General features: G+C 72.4%; 18 protein-coding genes and 2 riboswitches. Of the genes, 15 read left to right on the top strand and 3 right to left on the bottom strand.

Annotated elements, in window-relative coordinates; all coding sequences use genetic code 11:
- Positions 1 to 71: 71 nt before the first annotated feature.
- Positions 72 to 623 carry a DUF402 domain-containing protein gene (locus H576_RS0101955; protein ID WP_029149519.1) on the bottom strand — a complete coding sequence of 184 codons (552 nt, stop codon included), beginning with the start codon at positions 621 to 623 and terminating at the stop codon, positions 72 to 74.
- A 67-nt stretch (positions 624 to 690) separates the two neighbouring features.
- On the opposite strand from H576_RS0101955, the gene H576_RS0101950 reads away from it, so the two are divergent.
- The 4 genes from H576_RS0101950 to H576_RS0101935 all read left to right on the top strand — a co-directional run bounded on the left by H576_RS0101950 (position 691) and on the right by H576_RS0101935 (position 5,233).
- A complete protein-coding gene (locus H576_RS0101950) occupies positions 691 to 1,947 on the top strand; it encodes an isochorismate synthase (RefSeq protein ID WP_245559091.1) in 1,257 nt (418 codons plus the stop codon).
- Between the two features lie 28 nt (positions 1,948 to 1,975).
- Positions 1,976 to 2,686 (top strand): class I SAM-dependent methyltransferase, encoded by a 711-nt coding sequence (locus tag H576_RS0101945; RefSeq protein WP_029149517.1) that lies wholly within the window; start codon positions 1,976 to 1,978, stop codon positions 2,684 to 2,686.
- A 49-nt stretch (positions 2,687 to 2,735) separates the two neighbouring features.
- The gene (locus H576_RS0101940) at positions 2,736 to 3,794 is read left to right on the top strand and encodes a polyprenyl synthetase family protein (protein WP_029149516.1); all 1,059 of its coding nucleotides are present in this window, start codon (positions 2,736 to 2,738) and stop codon (positions 3,792 to 3,794) included.
- A 62-nt stretch (positions 3,795 to 3,856) separates the two neighbouring features.
- The gene (locus H576_RS0101935) at positions 3,857 to 5,233 is read left to right on the top strand and encodes an FAD-dependent oxidoreductase (RefSeq protein WP_029149515.1); all 1,377 of its coding nucleotides are present in this window, start codon (positions 3,857 to 3,859) and stop codon (positions 5,231 to 5,233) included.
- Positions 5,234 to 5,366: 133 nt separating this feature from the next.
- Here the strand turns inward: H576_RS0101935 and H576_RS13990 are convergent, their stop codons facing one another.
- On the bottom strand, positions 5,367 to 6,836 hold the full coding sequence (locus tag H576_RS13990; RefSeq protein WP_051172029.1) for a DEAD/DEAH box helicase: 1,470 nt from the start codon (positions 6,834 to 6,836) through the stop codon (positions 5,367 to 5,369).
- A 185-nt stretch (positions 6,837 to 7,021) separates the two neighbouring features.
- Entirely contained in the window at positions 7,022 to 7,510 is a 489-nt protein-coding gene (locus tag H576_RS0101925; RefSeq protein WP_029149514.1) for an FBP domain-containing protein, read from the bottom strand.
- Positions 7,511 to 7,541: 31 nt separating this feature from the next.
- Here H576_RS0101925 and H576_RS0101920 point away from each other — a divergent pair, with 31 nt between their 5' ends.
- The 11 genes from H576_RS0101920 to gcvP all read left to right on the top strand — a co-directional run bounded on the left by H576_RS0101920 (position 7,542) and on the right by gcvP (position 18,503).
- Positions 7,542 to 8,039 carry a YajQ family cyclic di-GMP-binding protein gene (locus tag H576_RS0101920; RefSeq protein ID WP_029149513.1) on the top strand — a complete coding sequence of 166 codons (498 nt, stop codon included), beginning with the start codon at positions 7,542 to 7,544 and terminating at the stop codon, positions 8,037 to 8,039.
- A gap of 107 nt (positions 8,040 to 8,146) precedes the next feature.
- Entirely contained in the window at positions 8,147 to 8,773 is a 627-nt protein-coding gene (locus H576_RS16030) for a hypothetical protein (RefSeq protein ID WP_051172027.1), read from the top strand.
- Positions 8,774 to 8,869: 96 nt separating this feature from the next.
- Positions 8,870 to 9,568: an HAD family hydrolase gene (locus H576_RS13980; protein ID WP_051172025.1), complete on the top strand. Its 699-nt coding sequence runs from the start codon at positions 8,870 to 8,872 to the stop codon at positions 9,566 to 9,568.
- An 8-nt stretch (positions 9,569 to 9,576) separates the two neighbouring features.
- Complete coding sequence (locus tag H576_RS0101905; RefSeq protein ID WP_029149512.1) at positions 9,577 to 10,584, top strand: phosphate/phosphite/phosphonate ABC transporter substrate-binding protein; 1,008 nt, start codon at positions 9,577 to 9,579, stop codon at positions 10,582 to 10,584.
- A 22-nt stretch (positions 10,585 to 10,606) separates the two neighbouring features.
- Positions 10,607 to 11,437, top strand: coding sequence for a phosphonate ABC transporter ATP-binding protein (phnC, locus tag H576_RS0101900; protein ID WP_029149511.1), 831 nt, complete (start codon positions 10,607 to 10,609; stop codon positions 11,435 to 11,437).
- Entirely contained in the window at positions 11,434 to 12,231 is a 798-nt protein-coding gene (gene phnE, locus H576_RS0101895) for a phosphonate ABC transporter, permease protein PhnE (protein WP_029149510.1), read from the top strand. The genes phnC and phnE (H576_RS0101895) overlap by 4 nt, the downstream gene beginning before the upstream one ends.
- Positions 12,228 to 13,061: a phosphonate ABC transporter, permease protein PhnE gene (gene phnE / locus H576_RS0101890; RefSeq protein WP_029149509.1), complete on the top strand. Its 834-nt coding sequence runs from the start codon at positions 12,228 to 12,230 to the stop codon at positions 13,059 to 13,061. Before phnE (H576_RS0101895) ends, phnE (H576_RS0101890) begins: the two co-directional genes overlap by 4 nt.
- Complete coding sequence (locus tag H576_RS0101885) at positions 13,039 to 13,902, top strand: MurR/RpiR family transcriptional regulator (RefSeq protein ID WP_029149508.1); 864 nt, start codon at positions 13,039 to 13,041, stop codon at positions 13,900 to 13,902. The genes phnE (H576_RS0101890) and H576_RS0101885 overlap by 23 nt, the downstream gene beginning before the upstream one ends.
- An 82-nt stretch (positions 13,903 to 13,984) precedes the next feature.
- A riboswitch (glycine riboswitch) is annotated at positions 13,985 to 14,076 on the top strand.
- 1 nt (position 14,077) lies between these two features.
- A riboswitch (glycine riboswitch) is annotated at positions 14,078 to 14,162 on the top strand.
- Between the two features lie 41 nt (positions 14,163 to 14,203).
- Positions 14,204 to 15,307, top strand: coding sequence for a glycine cleavage system aminomethyltransferase GcvT (gene gcvT, locus H576_RS0101880; RefSeq protein WP_029149507.1), 1,104 nt, complete (start codon positions 14,204 to 14,206; stop codon positions 15,305 to 15,307).
- Positions 15,304 to 15,681 carry a glycine cleavage system protein GcvH gene (gcvH, locus tag H576_RS0101875; RefSeq protein WP_029149506.1) on the top strand — a complete coding sequence of 126 codons (378 nt, stop codon included), beginning with the start codon at positions 15,304 to 15,306 and terminating at the stop codon, positions 15,679 to 15,681. The genes gcvT and gcvH overlap by 4 nt, the downstream gene beginning before the upstream one ends.
- Positions 15,678 to 18,503: an aminomethyl-transferring glycine dehydrogenase gene (gene gcvP, locus H576_RS0101870; RefSeq protein ID WP_029149505.1), complete on the top strand. Its 2,826-nt coding sequence runs from the start codon at positions 15,678 to 15,680 to the stop codon at positions 18,501 to 18,503. Before gcvH ends, gcvP begins: the two co-directional genes overlap by 4 nt.
- The last annotated feature ends 29 nt before the right edge of the window (positions 18,504 to 18,532 follow it).

Below are 18,532 nucleotides of genomic sequence, written 5' to 3'. Positions count from 1 at the left end.
CGCGCTTCTCGATCCGCGCAATCGTTACAGAGCAGACTTGGCAGAGTGCTCAGATCGGCTGGGCAGCGGGCCTACAGATCGAGCTGTTCGAGAACGTCGAACCAGGGGCGGGTCGTCTCCTCGTTGAAGGGGGCCTCGCGCGCCGTCACCCGATCGAACAGATCCTTCGCGACGCCCTCGAGCCGGTTCACGACGTGGAGGGGGTATCCGTACTCGACGCGGTGCTCCTCCCACTCGTCCTCGTCGTCGATGTAGATGCCGCGCTGGTCGGTGCGGCGCACGACGTCGAGGTCCATGTCGATGGCTGTCGGCTCGTCGCCGTCCCAGCGGGCGTCCCACGCGACGTCGATGTAGATCCGCGTGCGCTGCGGGGGCGCGTTGACGGTGAGGACCCACTCGGCGCCGTGGTCGCTTCCGGGCGCATCGGGCAGCAGCATGACGCAGTTCGTCTTGAGGAGCGTGTCGCGTCCGGGGCGGTGGCTGCGCCACCCGGTGAGCTGCCCGAACCAGTGGCCCCACTCGTCGCGGCCGAGGTACACGACCTCGTGAACCCAGTGCGGCCCGCCGTCCCACTTGCGCCAGTTCACGTGCATCTTGGTGCCGGGGCGGGTCGAGGTGGTCATCTTCCGACGATAGGCCCTCGCCCGTCTCCCAGCCGTCATGAACGCGGGCGTCCATAGGATCGAGGGCGTGACGGATCCGATCTCCCTGCCGCGCCTCGTCGCCACGACGCGCGAGATCGCGCCCGACGACCTCCTGCTCTCCGCCGACCCCGCGAACCCGCTCACGTGGATCCGCCGGGGCGACGGCCTCGTCGCGGCCGGCCCCGACCTCCTGCACATCGACGTCGTCGAGGACGGCCGGCTCGAGGCGCTCGCCGACCTGTGGCGGGCGATCGCCCAGGCGACCGACGTCGACGACGCCGTCGGCCTGCCCGGAACGGGCCTCGTGGGCTTCGGGGCCTTCGCGTTCGACGAGTGCTCGGCGGCGCCGAGCACGCTCATCGTCCCGACCGTGGTCCTCGGGCGCCGCGCGGGCCGCGCGTGGGTCACCCGGATCCGCGTCGCCGACTCCGACGCCCCGGATCCGGCATTCGGCCCGACCCCCCTCGGCGCCGAGTGGTCGGCGGCCATCGGCCCGGGCGCGATGGATCCCGAGGCGCACGCCGCCGCGGTCGGCGAGGCGCTCGCCGCGATCGATGCCGGCGAGGTGTCGAAGGTCGTCGTCGCGCGCGACATCGTCGGGACGATCCCGGCCGGCGCCGACCTGCGCCGCCTCGTGCGCGCGCTCGCGACCGACTACCCCGACACGTGGGTCTACGCGGTCGACGGATCCGTCGGCGCGAGCCCCGAGACGCTCGTGACGGTGCGCGGGGGAGAGGTCACGGCCCGCGTCCTCGCCGGCACCCGGCCCCGCGGCGCCGACGCCGACGAGAACGACGAGGCGCCCTTCGCGCTCGCGGCGAGCGAGAAGGACCGCGCCGAGCACCGCTTCGCCGTCGAGAGCGTCGTCGAGGCGCTGCGCCCGCACACGAGCGAGCTCGAGGCGCCCGACGAACCGTTCACCCTCGAGCTCCCGAACCTGTGGCACCTCGCGACCGACGTCCGCGGCGCGCTCGCGAACGGGGCGAGCGCGCTCGACCTCGTGCGCGAGCTGCACCCGACGGCGGCGGTCGGCGGGACGCCGCAGAAGGCGGCGATCGAGCTGATCCGCCGCATCGAGAAGAGCGACCGCGGCCGCTACGCGGGGCCCGTCGGCTGGATCGACGGCGACGGCGACGGCGAGTGGGCCATCGCGCTGCGCGGCGCCCAGTTCGGCGCGGCCGACGGCGAGACCCGGTCGGTCACGGCCCACGCCGGAGGCGGGATCGTCGCGGGCTCGGTCGCCGAGACCGAGCTGCTCGAGACCCGCGTCAAGTTCCGCCCGATCGTCGACGCGCTGGCGTAGACCCACCGCACCGAGGAAGATGAGTCAGATGACCTCCCCGAACCGCGCCGATCTCGGCAAGGACCCGTCGCGCGTCAGCGGCATGTTCGACCAGGTGGCGAAGGGGTACGACGCCGCCAACGTCGCGATGACCTTCGGCCTCGACGCCGCCTGGCGCCGCGCGACGACGCAGGCCGTCGACCCCCAGCCCGGCGAGCGGATCCTCGACCTCGCCGCGGGCACCGCGAAGTCGTCGGCGTCCCTCGCGCGCCGGGGCGCCGAGGTGGTTGCGGCCGACTTCTCGCCCGGCATGCTCGCCGAGGGGCGCCGCAGCTTCGGCGACGTCCGCGGGCTGAGCTTCGTCGAGGCCGACGCGACCGACCTGCCGTTCGACGACGCCGAGTTCGACGCCGTCACGATCTCCTACGGCCTGCGCAACGTCGTGGATCCGCACGCCGCGCTCGCCGAGATGCACCGCGTGACGAAGCCAGGCGGGCGGATCGTCGTGAACGAGTTCTCGACGCCGCCGAACGCCGCCTTCCGCTCGCTCTACCGCTTCTACAACGACCGCGTGCTCCCGAAGGTGGCGAGCGTCGTCGGCTCGAACGGCGAGGCCTACGACTACCTGAACGAGTCGATCGCGGCCTGGCCCGACCAGCGCACGCTCGCGGGGTGGATGCGCGACGCGGGCTGGCGCGAGATCGCGTGGCGGAACCTCGTGTTCGGCATCGTCGCGCTGCACCGGGGAACGAAGCCGTGACCCCGTCATCCGCGGTCATCGCGCGGAACCGCGCCGGTAGGGTGGACGCGTGACGTCGAGCAGCGCATCGCCAGAGATCTCGCTGGCGAGCCGTTTCGGCCTGAGCGACCGCATCTTCGCGGGCCCGGGCGCGAAGAAGCTCGTCTCGGTGATCGAGAAGGGGCTCCTCGAGGTCGAGGAGTCGATGGCACGCGAGCTCGACACGGCCGACCCGCTCGTCGACGCCATGGCACGCTACCTCTTCGAGGCCGGCGGCAAGCGCGTGCGCCCGATGCTCGTGCTGCTCACGGCGCAGCTCGGCGGCGGGGCGACCCCCGCCGTGGTCGACGCCGCGGTCGCGCTCGAGCTCATGCACCTCGGATCGCTGTACCACGACGACGTCATGGACGGAGCCGACCGCCGCCGCGGCGTCCCCGCCGCGCACAAGGTGTGGGGCAACTCGACCGCGATCCTCGTCGGCGACCTGCTGCTCTCGCGCGCGAGCCGCGTCATGGGCCGCCGCGGCGACGACGCCGTCGAGCTGCAGACCGAGACCTTCGAGCGGCTCGTGATCGGACAGCTGCACGAGACCGTCGGCGCTGGCGAGGGCGACGACCCGATCGCGTTCTACATCCAGGTCCTCAGCGACAAGACCGGATCCCTCATCGCGGCGGCCGCGCAGGCGGGGGCGCATCTCTCGGGCGCCGACGCCGCCTACCGCCCCGCGCTGCGCGAGTTCGGCGAGAAGGTCGGCGTCGCGTTCCAGCTCGCCGACGACGTGATCGATCTCTCGCCCGGCGCCGACACGGGCAAGGTCGCGGGAACCGACCTGCGCGCCGGGGTCGTGACGATGCCGTATCTGCTGCTCAAGGCGAGCGAGGAGCCCGCCGACCGCGACCTCGCGGCGCGCATCGACGCGGGCGTCGAACGGATCCGCTCCGGCGAGGACGCCTCGATCATCGACGCCGAGATCGCCGAGCTGCGCGACAGCGCCGCGACGAGGCGCACGCACGAGCTCGCCCTGCGGTGGAGCGCCGAGGCGGTAGAGGCCCTCTCGGTCCTGCCGCGCGGCGCCGTGCGCGAGGCGCTCACGCGATTCGCGCGTCAGCTCGCCGACCGCTCGAGCTGACGCCGCCAGATCCTCCCCCGCGGCCCGAGGGCCGCCCGTCTCCCGAGTGAAGGAACCGCCGTATGACGACGAAGCTCCGTCTCGCCATCGTCGGTGCCGGCCCCGCCGGCATCTACGCAGCCGATCTGCTGCTCAAGGCAGAACGCGCGTTCGAGGTCTCGATCGACCTCTTCGAGCACCTTCCCGCGCCCTACGGCCTCGTGCGATACGGCGTCGCGCCCGATCACCCCCGCATCAAGGGCGTCATCAACGCGCTGCGCGACGTGCTCGACCGCGGCGACATCCGCATCTTCGGCAACGTGCGCTTCGGGTCCGACATCACGCTCGACGACCTCAAGAAGCACTACAACGCCGTGATCTTCGCGACGGGCGCGACGAAGGACGCCGACCTCGCGATCCCCGGCATCGACGCCGGCGAGAGCTACGGCGCGGCCGACTTCGTCAGCTGGTACGACGGCCACCCCGACGTGCCGCGCACCTGGCCGCTCACGGCGCAGTCGGTCGGCATGATCGGCAACGGAAACGTCGCGCTCGACGCGGCGCGGATCCTCGCGAAGCACGCCGAGGACCTCCTCCCGACCGAGATCCCCGCGAACGTGTACGACGTCCTCGCGGAGTCGCCCGTCACCGACGTGCACGTGTTCGGGCGCCGCGGCCCCGCGCAGGTCAAGTTCACCCCGCTCGAGCTGCGCGAGCTCGGCGAGCTGCGCGACGTCGACATGGTCGTCTACGACGAGGACTTCGACTACGACGAGGCCTCGAAGGAGGCCGTGCAGACGAACAAGCAGGTCAAGGTCATCGACCGCGTGCTGCAGTCGTGGCGCCAGCGCCCCGGCGCGAACGGCGTCGGCGGCGAGGCCTCGCGCCGGCTGCACCTGCACTTCTGGGCGAAGCCCGTCGAGGTGAAGAAGGACGCCGACGGCAACGTGGCGGCCCTCGTCTACGAGCGCACGAAGGCCGACGGCGCGGGCGGCGTCGTGGGAACGGGCGAGCTCCGCGAGATCCCGATGGGTCAGCTGTACCGCGCGATCGGGTACTTCGGGTCGCCGCTTGACGGAGTCCCGTACGACGCGCGCCACGGCGTGATCCCGAACCACGAGGGCCAGGCGCTCGCCGAGGACTCGAACGACATCATCCCGGGCGTCTACGCGACGGGCTGGATCAAGCGCGGGCCCGTCGGCCTCATCGGGCACACGAAGTCCGACGCGATGGAGACCGTCACGCACGTGATCAACGACCAGGGTTCGTGGTGGCGGCCCGAGGATCCCTCGGAGGAGGCGATCCCCGCTCTCCTCGAGAGCCGCGGCGTGAAGTGGACCGACCTCGAGGGCTGGCATCGCCTCGACGCGCACGAGGTCTCGCTCGGCGAGCCCGAGGGCCGCGAGCGCGTGAAGGTCGTCCCGCGCGACGAGATGATCCGGGTCTCGCGCGGCGAGTGAGTCGGACGCGAATGGCCGCGCGGGGGATCCCCTCGCGCGGCCATTCGCTTTTCCTGCGGCCGAATCGGCGTGATCCGGCCGCAGATGTGCGGATCCCCGCGGGGGCGTGAGCCTCCCGCGGGGATCCGTCTCCTCAGCCCTGCGCGCGGCGCGGGGTGCGCGGCTGCGACGAGCCCGGCGTCGAGGTCGAGTAGGTGCGGGGCTGCGACGAGCGCTGGCCCTGGCCCTGACCGGACCCGCCGCGGCGGCGGCGCGAGGATCCGGATCCCGCGCCCTGCTTCGGCTGGCGCGCCTCGCCCTGGCCGCCCTGGCCGCCCGCTCGCTGCTCGCGGGCGGCGCGCTTGCGGCGCGCGTTGGCGCCCTGCGACTGGCCCTTCGGCTGCTCGAGCGGGGCGTTGCCCGATCCGGGCCCGCCGGGAACCGGCTTGACCTTGGGGGCGATCTCGCCGATCAGGGCGACGACCTCGGGCGACGTCGCCGTGACGGCGACGGGGGTCGCCTTGATGCCGGCCTGGCGCAGCAGCTGGCGCGTGTCGCGGCGCTGCTCGGGCAGGACGAGGGTCACGACGTCGCCCGCGGCGCCCGCGCGCGCCGTGCGGCCCGAGCGGTGCAGGTACGACTTCGACTCGGTCGGCGGGTCGATGTGCACGACGAGGTCGATGCCGTCGACGTGCACGCCGCGCGCCGCGACATCGGTCGCGACGAGCACCTTGACCTCGCCCGACGAGAGCTGCGCGAGGTTCCGCTCGCGGGCGTTCTGCGAGAGATTGCCCTGCAGGTCGACGGCGGGGATCCCGGACGCCGTGAGCTGGCGCGCGAGGCGCTTCGCCTGGTGCTTCGTGCGTGTGAAGAAGATCCGCTTCGCCGTGCCCGAGGCGAGGGCCGCGACGACCGCGGTGCGCTCCTCGGCCGACGCGATGTCGAACACGTGGTGCGTCATCTGCGGGACGGGCGACTCGGCGGGGTCGATCGCGTGGCTCACGGGGTCGTGCAGGAAGCGCTTCGCGAGCTTGTCGATGCCGTTGTCGAGCGTGGCCGAGAAGAGCAGGCGCTGGCCCTTCTGCGGCGTCTGGTTCATGATGCGGGTGACGCCGGGCAGGAAGCCGAGGTCGGCCATGTGGTCGGCCTCGTCGAGCACCGTGATCGCGACCTCGTCGAGGCGCACGACCTTCTGGCCGATGAGGTCCTCGAGGCGGCCCGGGCAGGCGACGACGATGTCGACGCCGCGGCGGAACGCCGCCTCCTGCGGGCGCTGCGAGACGCCGCCGAAGACCGTCGTGACGCTCAGGCCGTCGGCCGCGGCGAGGGGCTCGATGACGCGGGCGATCTGCGTCGCGAGCTCGCGCGTCGGGGCGAGCACGAGGCCGGCGGGGGCGCCGGGCTTCGTGCGGCGCTTCATCTCGGCGATGCGGGCGACGAGCGGGATCGCGAAGGCGAGCGTCTTGCCGGATCCGGTCTTGCCGCGGCCGAGGACGTCGCTGCCCGCGAGCGTCGAGGGCAGCGTCTCGCGCTGGATGGGGAAGGGGGTGGGGCGGTCGACGGCCACGAGGGCGTCGACGAGCTCCGGGGGAACGCCGAGGTCGGCGAACGAGATGTCAGGCATGCCTGTCTTTCGGTGCGTGCCGGATCGCGGGCGCGGGAGATCGCGCGGATCCGAGAGGTGGGCGAAGGCGACGAACGTCGCATCCGGTTCGCCACGGGAATGCGGGCCGAGCGAGAGGCGCTCGGAACATCCGCGACGACGAGCGCGCTGGTGCGCTCAGCCTCCAGTCTACTGCGCCGAAGCTGTCAGTCGCCGTCGCGCACCCGGCGCACGAACTCGCGCATGCGGCGGGCCGTGTTGTCGATCCGGAAGTCGACGTCGGCGCGGTACTCGTTCGGCGCGAGAGGCAGGGCGAGGCGCACGTTCTGGTGGCACGACACGTCGGCGCACATGTATGTGCCGATGCTGTCGCCGCGCCGGCCCGCCTCGCCGCCCTTGCGTGCGCTGATCATCGTGACCTGATTGCCCGGCTGCATCGTGCGGCAGATGTTGCAGATGCCGTTGTAGGCGCGGGCGGGCTTCTGCAGCGCGCGGAGGACGATGCCGACGGGCTCGCCGTCGACCTCGGCCACGACGTAGCAGCGGCTCTTGTCGCTGCGGTCCTGCCAGGCGAGGAAGTCGAGGTGGTACCAGTCGGCGACGATGTGCTCGAGGGGGAGCTCGAGGATCTCGAGGTCGCGTTCGTCGGCGTTCGCGAACGAATCGCGGATCTGCGTCGCGGTCAGCTCCTGCATGATCCATCAAGTCTACGAATACTCTGGACCCATGGCATCGGACAGCAGCTTCGACATCGTCAGCGAGATCGACCGGCAGGAGGCGGACAACGCCCTCAACCAGGCGAAGAAGGAGGTGCAGCAGCGGTACGACTTCCGCGGCACCGACGCCTCGATCGAGTGGTCGGGCGAGCAGATCGTGATCGTCGCGAACACCGAGGACCGCGCCCTGGCCGTGCTCGACGTCTTCCAGTCGAAGCTCATCAAGCGGGGGATCTCGCTCAAGAGCCTCGAGTCGGGCGACCCGTACGAGAGCGGCAAGCAGGTGCGGATCGTCTCGACCCTCAAGGAGGGCATCGCGCAGGACGTCGCGAAGAGGATCGGCAAGATCGTCCGCGACGAGGGCCCCAAGGGCGTGAAGACGCAGATCCAGGGCGAGGAGATCCGCGTCTCCTCGAAGAGCCGCGACGACCTGCAGGCGATCATCGCGCTCCTGCGCGGCAAGGAGGACGACCTCGACGTCGCCCTCCAGTTCACGAACTACCGCTGAGGGGCGGATCGCGCCGCGATCGTGATGAGATGCGGCCGCGGCGCACAGCGTCGACTGCCTAGGATGAAGGCTGACCTTCCTCGGCATGGAATCGGGTAGCTGACGACGTGGATCTCTCCCCCTACGACCTCGCGCTGGCGGTGCACTGCATCGACGCGGATCGGCGCGCCGGTCGGCTGAACCTCTGGTGGTGGTCGACGGTCATCGACGAGAACGTCGGGCGCCCCGTGATCTCGACGCAGCTCTACCAGCGGCTCCACGAGGCGGGTGGGGTCGACGTCGTGTTCCCGATCGGCAACGCCGGCATCATCCACGTCTACGGCTACCAGTTCTCGACGGTCCAGACGCCGTACGGGCTCAAGAGCGACAGGTGGACCGATGGCCGGCTCGCGCGCATGCTCGATCGGCCGCCGTCGCACTTCCAGCTCGGCGACGACATGCACGAGACGCCGCTCCAGCGCGTGAGCGACGCCGCGATGCCGCTGCTGCTCGTCCCGCCGCGCGGATCCGCCGTGATCGAGAAGTCGGCCGACGGCGTGCGCACGCGGGCCGTCGTGACGCCCCCGGGCGCCGACGGTGCGGGCGTCCTCATCTCGGCGGTCGACGACGGCGACGGCTGGAGCCTCGTCACGCTCTTCCCCGTCGACGACGCCGCGCGGTTCGCGCGCGAGGCCGAGGAGGCCCCCGCGAAGCTGCGCTGGAACGCGGCGCTGCCCCCGCGACCGCGCCCCTGAGGGCGCGATGTCACCCGTTGTTCATCTGTGCGTGACGGGGCGTCCACAACTTGCCCTTACTCTGGACGCATCGTCCACAGCTGCCCAGGAGACCGCGTGACCTCGACCATCATCTTCGACTTCGACGGAACCGTCGCCGTCGGCAACGGCCCCGTCCTCGCCTACGCCCGCCAGATCGCGCGCACGGCGGGGGAGCGGTACCTGGCCGAGGTGACGGAGGCGCTCGAGGCGTTCGATGCGGGATCCGCGCCCTCCTATCGAGACGGCTACGACGTCGTCGGCGCGCTCGCCGAGCGCGCGGGCGTCGACGCCGAGACCCGCCAGGAGGCCTACCTCGCCAGCCGTGCCGAGCTCGGCACGGCGGAGGCGCCCGTCGACCCGGCGCCCGGCCTCGCCGAGCTGCTCGCGCGGATCCCCGCCGAGACGCGCGTGATCCTCGCGACGAACTCGCCCGACATCGGCGTCACGCAGGTGCTCGACTCGTGGGGCCTGCGCGACCGGTTCGACGAGGTGCTGCACGACATGGGCAAGCCGGCTGGCCTCGGCCCGCTCGTCGAGCGCGCCCTCGCCGACGGCCCCGTCCTGTCGGTCGGCGACATCGTCGAGAACGATCTCGCGCCGGCCGCGGCGCTCGGCGCCGACACCGCCCTCGTGGGCGCGACAGCCGCCGCATCTCCCGCTCAGGTCACCCTGCGCGGCGCAGCGCTCGCCGATATGGTCGACGGCATCGTCGCCTGGGCGAGCAGCGAGAAGACCCCCGTGCTTCCCGGCACGGCTACCCACCCGGAAAGGTGAACCCCCTCATGCGCAAGACCGCCCTGCTCGCGTCGGGTGCCGTCGCGGTGCTCGCCCTCGGACTGGCCGGCTGCGGCTCGTCCGACTCCTCGTCGGCCTCGGGAGACACCGAGTGGCCCGACGAGATCACGATCTCGCTCGTCCCCTCGACCGAGGGAGAGGACCTCGCCGAGGCCCTCGACCCGCTCACCGAGTACCTCTCCGACGGCCTGGGCATCGACGTCCACGGCGTCGTCGCCAACAACTACGCCGCGACGGTCGAGGCACTCGGCGCAGACCAGGCGCAGGTCATCATCTCCGACGCCGGTTCGCTCTACAACGCGATCCAGCAGTACGGCGCGAAGCTCATCGACCGCGACGTGCGCTTCGGCGCGACGACCTACTCGGCCGTCGCCTACACGAACGACCCCGACAAGTACTGCGACGACGACCCCGTGATGGCGACGTACGAGGCGAGCGGCATCGAGCTCTCGTACTGCAACGGCCTCGAGGAGGCGGGCGCCTCGGCGACCGGCGAGGGCCCCAAGGGCATCGAGCACCTCGCCGACGTCGCGGGCGCGAAGGTCGCGCTGCAGGCGGCGACGTCGCCCGCGGGCTACCAGTACCCGATCGTCGCGATGCAGGACGAGGGCATCGACACCGACAGCGACATCACGCAGATCCCCGTCGAGGGCAACAACAACGCGGTCCTCGCCGTCGCGAACGGCGACGCCGAGGTGGGCTTCGCGTACTGGGACGCGCGCACGACCGTGACCGACGAGGTCCCCGACATCGCCGACAAGGCCGTCGCCTTCGCCTACACCGAGCCGATCCCGAACGGCGGCGTCGCGGCGTCGAGCAGCCTCCCGAGCGACCTCACCGACAAGCTCGCGACGCTCCTCGCCGACTACGCCGAGTCGTCCGACGAGGCGGCCGGCGTGATGTTCGACCTCGTCGGCCTGTCCGACTGGACGACCGACACCAACGAGGACGACATCACCCGCTACGGCGAGATCCTCGAGAAGTTCTCCAACTGATCACCCCAGGAGCACGACGCGCATGACTTCCCCCGCGCAGGCACCGGAGGCCGGGCATCAGAGCCCGGCCTCCGGGTCGTGGCCGATCCGCCTCGACGGCGCGACGGTCACCTATCCCAACGGCACGCAGGCCCTCCGCGGCGTCTCGCTCGAGATCCCGGCGGGCGAGATGGTGTCGGTCGTCGGCCTCTCGGGGTCGGGCAAGTCGACCCTCATCCGGACGATCAACGGCCTCGTGCCGGTGACGTCGGGGACCGTGACGGTCGGCCCGCACACCGTGTCGGGCCTGCGCGGGCGGCAGCTGCGCGAGCTGCGCTCCGACGTCGGCATGATCTTCCAGGGCTTCAACCTGGCGGAGCGCGTCGACGTGTACCGCAACACCCTCGTCGGCCGCTTCGCGAGCGCCGGCTGGTTCCGCTCGCTCTTCGGCATCGCCTCGGCCGAGGACCGCGAGATCGCGCTGCGCGCCCTCGAGGGCGTCGGCATGATCGAGAAGGTCTGGACGCGCGCGGGATCCCTGTCGGGCGGCCAGAAGCAGCGCGTCGCGATCGCGCGCGCCCTCTCGCAGGAGCCCAAGGTCATGCTCGCCGACGAGCCCGTCGCGAGCCTCGACCCGCCGACGGCGCACGCCGTCATGGCCGAGCTCGAGCGGATCTCGACCCTGCGCGGGCTCACGGTCCTCACGAACCTGCACCTCATGGACCTCGCCCGCGACTACACGACGCGCATGATCGGCCTGCGCGCGGGCGAGCTCGTCTACGACGGACCGGCCGCCGACGCGACCGACGCCGACTTCGAGGCGATCTACGGCCGCCGCATCCAGCCGCAGGATCGCCTCGGGACTCCGCTGTGACGGCCCCCGTCCTGCCGCCGCGCCCGCGGCGGTGGGTGCGCACCGCGCTCATCGCGGCGGCGTTCGCGGCGTTCACGATCGCGACCTGCATCCCCGCGATCGGCGGCGTCGAGATCGACCTCGCCGCGATCGCGAACAATTGGCGCAACGGCGCGAACAAGCTCGCGCAGCTCCTCCAGCCCGACTTCGCGTTCTTCCCGCGCACGGTCCAGCCGATGCTCGAGACGCTCCAGATGGCGCTCATCGGCGCCGTCGCCGCGGCGATCGTCTCGGTCCCGCTGACGCTCTGGGCGGCGCGCCCGACGAGTCAGCACGCCTGGGTCCGCGGCGTCGTCCGCACCGTGATCAACGTCGTGCGCTCGGTCCCCGACCTCGTCTACGCGACGATCCTCGTCGCGATGGTCGGCGTCGGCGCCCTTCCCGGCCTCCTGACGCTCTTCCTCTTCGACCTCGGCGTCGTCGTGAAGCTCGTCTCCGAGGCGATCGACTCGACCGATCACCCCTACCTCGAGGCGGGCCGCGCGGCGGGCGCGACGCAGGGCCGGCTCAACCGCTCGCTCGCGATGCGCCAGACCCTGCCGCTCTTCGCGAACCAGTGGCTCTACGCGCTCGAACTCAACGTGCGCATCTCGGCGATCCTCGGCATCGTCGGCGCGGGCGGCATCGGCCGCCTCCTCAACGAGCGCTTCGGCTTCTACGCATACGACGACGTCTCGCTCATCGTCCTCGAGATCCTCGTCGTCGTGATCATCATCGAGGCGTTCTCGAACGTCCTGCGACGGAGACTCACATGACCGCCGTGACCGAGACCCGGATCGCGCTCCCGAAGCCGCCGTCGAAGGTGGGCCCGACGATCTGGTCGATCGTCGTGGGCCTCGTGATCGTCGCGGCCGCGTGGGGCCTCGGCGCCGACTGGGCGAAGCTCCTCGACCTGCCGCGCGCGGCGTGGGAGTACGCCGTCCTCATGTTCCAGAGCCCCGACTGGTCGCGCCTCCCGCGCGCGCTCTTCGAGACCTGGCGCTCGATCTCGATGGCGTGGCTCGGCGCGATCCTCTGCGTCGTCCTCTCGGTCCCGCTCGGCATGCTCGCCGCGCGGGGGACGGGCCCCGCGTGGCTGCGCTACCTCCTGCGCGGCCTGTTCGCCGTGATCCGGGCGTTCCCCGAGGTGATCATCGCCCTGATCCTCCTGACGGTCACGGGCCTCACCCCCTTCACGGGCATGCTCGCGCTCGGGATCGCCGGCATCGGCACCCAGGGCAAGTGGGTGTACGAGACGATCGAGTCGCTCGACGACGGATCGGCCGAGGCGGTCCAGGCGGCGGGAGGCGGACGCCTCGCGGTGCTCCGCTGGGCCCTGTGGCCCGCCGCCCTGCCGTCGCTCGCCTCGTTCGCCCTGTATCGTTTCGAGATCAACATCCGCACGTCGGCCGTCCTCGGCCTCGTGGGTGCGGGCGGCGTCGGCGAGATGCTCTCGAACTACACGAACTACCGGGAATGGTCGACGGTCGGCATGCTGCTCACCGTCGTGATCGTCGCGACGATGCTCGTGGATCTCGTGTCGGGCGCGCTGCGCCGGCGGATCATGGAGGGAGCCCAGGCCCGTGGAATGGACAGGAGCAGCTGACGCGCCGCCCACGGCCCGGATCGGCGCGCTCGCGCACGCCCTGAAGGCGGGGGAGAAGCGCGTCGCCGACGCGATCGCCGACGACCTCAGCGGCACGGTCGAGCGCACGGCCCAGGAGGTCGCCGACATCGTCGGCGTCGGGCGCGCGACCGTCGTGCGCACGGCGCAGGCGCTCGGGTTCGAGGGCTACCCGCAGCTGCGGGTCGCGATCGCGCGCGAGCTCGCGATGCACGCGCCGTCCGGAAGCCTCACGAGCGACGGCACCATGCTGGGCGCGATGCGGGCCGCCTCGGAGCGCTTCGCGTCGCGGCTCGCCCACACGCTCTCGGGCCTCACGGAGCAGGCGCTCGAGGAGTTCGTCCGGGCGCTCGACGACGCCGACCGCGTGCTCATCGTCGCCAACGGGCTCTCGTCGCCGCTCGGGCTCGACCTCGTGCTCCGGCTCAACGCCGCAGGCCGCCCAGCCGAGCTGCTGACCGACGGGCTCGCGCAGCGCATCGCGGCGCGCCAGCTCGGGGCGGGATCCGTGTGCCTCGTGGTGTCGGGATCCGGCGCGAACGAGGAGACCCTCGCGGTCGCGGACTCGGCGCGGCAGAGCGGATCGACCCTCCTCGCGATCACCTCGTTCGCCCGCTCGCCGATCGCGTCGGCCGCCGACACGGCGCTCGTCGTGCCGCCCGTCAACGACTCGTTCCGCGACGAGCTGCTGCACACGAGCCGCGCCGCGCTCATGCTCGTGACGGAGGCGATCGTCGACCTCCTGCTCGTGCGCCGCGGCGACCGGGGCGTCTCGGCCCGCGCCGCCGCCCTCGAGGTCCTGGGCGCCGCGATCCGCGAGTGACGCGCGTGTAAAAAGATCCGGACCCGGTCGCGGCGGCGGGCGCCGTGCGCCTACTCTGGCCTCGTAACAGAACACAGGCCCCACGACCGCCGCGGGAGAGCGTCGCCATCAGGCGCCCACCGAAGGAGCAAGCCTCCCCGCCAATCTCTCAGGTACAGCTACCGCGCCGGCCGGGCCGCTCTGGAAAGCGCAGCCGGATGCTGCCGCCGACGGTGAAAGACGCGCAGCGTCGAAGCTCTCAGGCCCATGACAGAGGGGGAGCTCGTAGCCGCCCGCCCGGGCGGTTCGAAGAGAGCTCCTCATGTCGTCACCGCCCCTCCGCGAGACCCCGCTCGGCGGCGAGCACGCCGCCCTCGGCGCGACGCTCACCGACTTCGGCGGCTGGAACATGCCCGTCCGCTACGCGTCGGATCTCGCAGAGCACCGAGCCGTGCGCGAGGCCGCCGGCGTCTTCGACGTCTCGCACATGGGGGAGATCCTCGTGTCCGGCCGCGGAGCCGCCGCGTACCTCGACCACGCGCTCGCGGGCCGGATCTCGTCCATGGCGCCCGGCCGCGCGAAGTACACGATGATCCTCGCCGAGGACGGCGGGATCGTCGACGACCTCATCGTCTACCGGCTCGCGGACGACCGCTTCCTCGTCGTCGCCAACGCCGGCAACCGCGAGCAGGTCGCCGCCGCGATGGCCGAGCGCGCGACGGGCGGCGTCGACGTCGAGGACGTGTCCGACTCCTACGCCCTCATAGCCCTGCAGGGGCCCGCCGCGGCCGAGATCCTCCCGCTCGTCGCGGGCGTCTCGGCGCTCGGCGAGCTCGGGGCGCTCCGGAACTACGCCTGGACCGACGCGCTCTTCCGCGGATCCCCGCTCCTCGTCGCCCGCACGGGCTACACGGGCGAGGACGGCTTCGAGCTCATGGTCGGAGCCGACGAGGCCGTGGCCCTCTGGCGGGCGGTGCTCGAGGCGGGGGCCGAACGCGGGCTCGTCCCCGCGGGGCTCGCGGCGCGCGACAGTCTGCGCCTCGAGGCGGGAATGCCGCTCTACGGCAGCGAGCTCTCGCGCGACGTGGTCCCCGCCCAGGCGGGCCTCGGCCGCGTGATCCCGGCCGACAAGACGGGCTTCGTCGGCGAGGCGGCGAAGGATCCGCGCCCCGGCGCCCGCGTGCTCGTCGGCCTCACGACCGAGGGGCGCCGGGCCGGCCGCGCCGGCTACCCCGTCCTGCGCGGCGACGCCGTCGTCGGCGCGATCACCTCGGGGGCGCTGAGCCCCACGCTCGGCCGCCCCATCGCGATGGCCTACGTCGACCCCGACGCCGCCTCCGCGCCCGATCTCGCGATCGACGTGCGCGGAACGCGCGTCCCCGCGACACCCGCAGACCTCCCCTTCTACCGACGGAGCACCCGATGACCGACCTCACCTCCCTCCTCTACACCGCCGAGCACGAGTGGGTCGCCTCGGAGGGCGACATCGCGACCGTCGGCGTCACCGACCACGCCGCCGAGCAGCTCGGCGACGTCGTCTACGTCGACCTCCCCGCCGTCGGATCCGCCGTCTCGGCGGGCGACGTCTTCGGCGAGATCGAGTCGACGAAGTCGGTCTCCGAGCTCTACGCCCCCGTGACGGGCGAGGTCGTCGAGGTCAACGAGGCCGTCGCGGACGACCCTGCCTCGATCAACGAGGACGCCTTCGCGGCGTGGCTCATCCGGGTGCGCGTCGCGGCGCCGGCCGAGGGCCTCCTCGACCGCGCCGCCTACGCGTCTCTCACGGGTCAGGCCGCGTGAGCGCCCCGTTCTCCGCCCGCCACATCGGGCCGAGCGCCGCGGAGCGCAGGCGCATGAACGCGGCTCTCCGCTCCGAGTCGGTCATCGACGAGGCGATCCCGGCGGGGATCCGCGGATCCGTCAGCGACGCGTTCCCCGCGGCCGGCGTCTCGGAGGCCGAGGCGCTCTCCGAGCTGCGCGCCCTCGCGGCCCGCAACCGCGTCCTCACGCCGATGATCGGGCTGGGCTACAGCGACGCCGTGACCCCCGCGGTGATCCAGCGGAACGTGTTCGAGAACCCGTCCTGGTACACCGCGTACACGCCGTACCAGCCCGAGATCTCGCAGGGCCGCCTCGAGGCGCTCCTGAACTTCCAGACCCTCGTGGGCGACCTCGCGGGGCTCCCCGTCGCGAACGCGTCGCTCCTCGACGAGGGAACCGCGGTCGTCGAGGCGATGCTGCTCGCGCGGCGCGCGTCGAAGCGGGTCGCGTCCGACGTCTTCGTCGTCGACGCCGACGTCCTCCCGCAGACGCTCGCGATCCTCCGGGTCCGGGCCCGCGCCGTCGGCATCGAGATCGCGGTGCGCGACCTCGCGGGCGGCGAGGAGCTTCCCGCCGAGTTCTTCGGCCTCGTCGCGCAGTACCCGGGGGCGTCGGGGCGCGTGTGGGATCCGTCGAGCGCCATCGACGCCGCGCACGCCGCGGGGGCGCAGGCGATCGTGGCCGCCGACGTCCTCGCCCTCGTGCTCCTGCGCTCGCCGGGATCCCTCGGCGCCGACGTCGTCGTGGGATCCACGCAGCGATTCGGGGTCCCCCTCGGCTTCGGCGGCCCGCACGCGGGGTACATGGCGGTGCGCCAGGGGCTCGAGCGTCAGCTGCCCGGCCGCCTCGTCGGGGTCTCGAAGGACGCCGACGGCGCGACGGCGTACCGCCTCGCGCTCCAGACGCGCGAGCAGCACATCCGCCGCGAGAAGGCAACGAGCAACATCTGCACGGCCCAGGTGCTCCTCGCCGTCATGGCGTCGATGTACGCCGTGTTCCACGGGCCCGAGGGGCTGCGCCGGATCGCGCTCGACGTCGCCGACGCGGCCCGACGGCTGCGCGACGACCTCGTCGCGGCGGGGCACGACGTCGTGCACGACCGGTTCTTCGACACCGTGCGCGTGCGGGTGCCGGGGAGGGCGGCCGAGATCGTCGCCGACGCCCGCGAGCGCGGCGTCCTGCTGCTCCTCGTCGACGGCGACACCGTCGGCATCTCGGTCGGCGAGGCGACGACTGACGACGACCTCCTCGCGGTCGGCGACGCCTTCGGGGTCCCGCGCCGCACGGAGTTCTTCGGGTTCGTGCCGCACGCGGCGATCGACCGGGAGATGCTGCGCGACGACGAGATCCTCGCGCACCCCGTGTTCCGCGAGCACCGCTCCGAGACCGCGATGATGCGCTACCTCAAGCGCCTCGCCGACAGCGACTACGCGCTCGACCGCGGCATGATCCCGCTCGGGTCGTGCACCATGAAGCTCAACCCCGCGGCCGCGATGCAGGCCGTGTCGTGGCCCGAGTTCAGCCGGATCCACCCCTTCGCGCCGCGCGACACCGTCGAGGGCTACCTCGAGCTCATCGGGCAGCTCGAGGCCTGGCTCGCCGACCTGACGGGCTACGACGCCGTGTCGCTGCAGCCGAACGCGGGGTCGCAGGGCGAGCTCGCGGGCCTCCTCGCGATCCGCGGCTACCACCTCTCGCGCGGCGAGGACGGGCGCGACGTCGTCCTCATCCCGTCGTCGGCGCACGGCACCAACGCGGCGTCGGCCGTCCTCGCGGGGCTGCGCGTCGTCGTCGTCGCGTGCGACGAGCGCGGCGACGTCGACGCGGGCGACCTCAGGGCGAAGATCGCGGCGCACGCCGGCGAGCTCGCCGGGCTCATGATCACGTATCCGTCGACGCACGGCGTCTTCGAGGCGGGGATCCGCGACATCACCGACGCCGTGCACGCGGCGGGCGGGCAGGTGTACATCGACGGCGCCAACCTCAACGCGCTCGTCGGCCACGCGCGCTTCGGCGACATGGGCGGCGACGTCTCGCACCTCAACCTGCACAAGACGTTCGCGATCCCGCACGGCGGGGGCGGACCCGGCGTCGGACCCGTCGCGGCGAAGGCGCACCTCGCGCCTTTCCTGCCCTCGCACGACGCGGCCCAGGATCCGCGGGAAGGCATCGGCCCCGTGTCGTCGGCGCCCTACGGCTCGCCGAGCATCCTGCCTATCACGTGGGCCTACATCCGCATGCTCGGCCTCGAGGGCCTCACCGAGGCGACCGAGGCGGCCGTCCTGAACGCCAACCACATCGCGGGCCGGCTTTCGGGCACCTTCCCGATCCTCTACACGGGCGCGGGAGGGCGCGTCGCGCACGAGTGCATCGTCGACGTCCGGCCGCTGACCGAGCGCACGGGAATCACGGTCGACGACGTCGCGAAGCGCCTCGTCGACTACGGGTTCCACGCCCCGACGATGTCGTTCCCCGTCGCGGGGACCCTCATGGTCGAGCCGACCGAGTCCGAGGACGTCGCCGAGCTCGACCGCTTCTGCGACGCGATGATCGCGATCGCCGCCGAGGCCGAGCGCGTCGCATCGGGGGAGTGGCCCGCGGACGACAACCCGCTCGCGAACGCGCCGCACACGGCGGCGGCCCTCGTCGCGGACTGGGATCACCCGTACTCCCGCGAGGAGGCGGTCTACCCCGCCGGGATCACGCCGGCGAAGTACTGGCCCCCCGTGCGCCGCATCGACCAGGCGTACGGCGACCGCAACCTGGTCTGCTCCTGCCCGCCGGTGGAGTCCTTCGCCTGACCCGCCAGAGGACATCTTCCTGCCTGTCG

This window comes from Microbacterium indicum DSM 19969, assembly GCF_000422385.1.
GTDB classification, from domain to species: Bacteria; Actinomycetota; Actinomycetes; order Actinomycetales; family Microbacteriaceae; genus Microbacterium; species Microbacterium indicum.
This window is presented reverse-complemented; position numbering and strand designations above follow the sequence as displayed.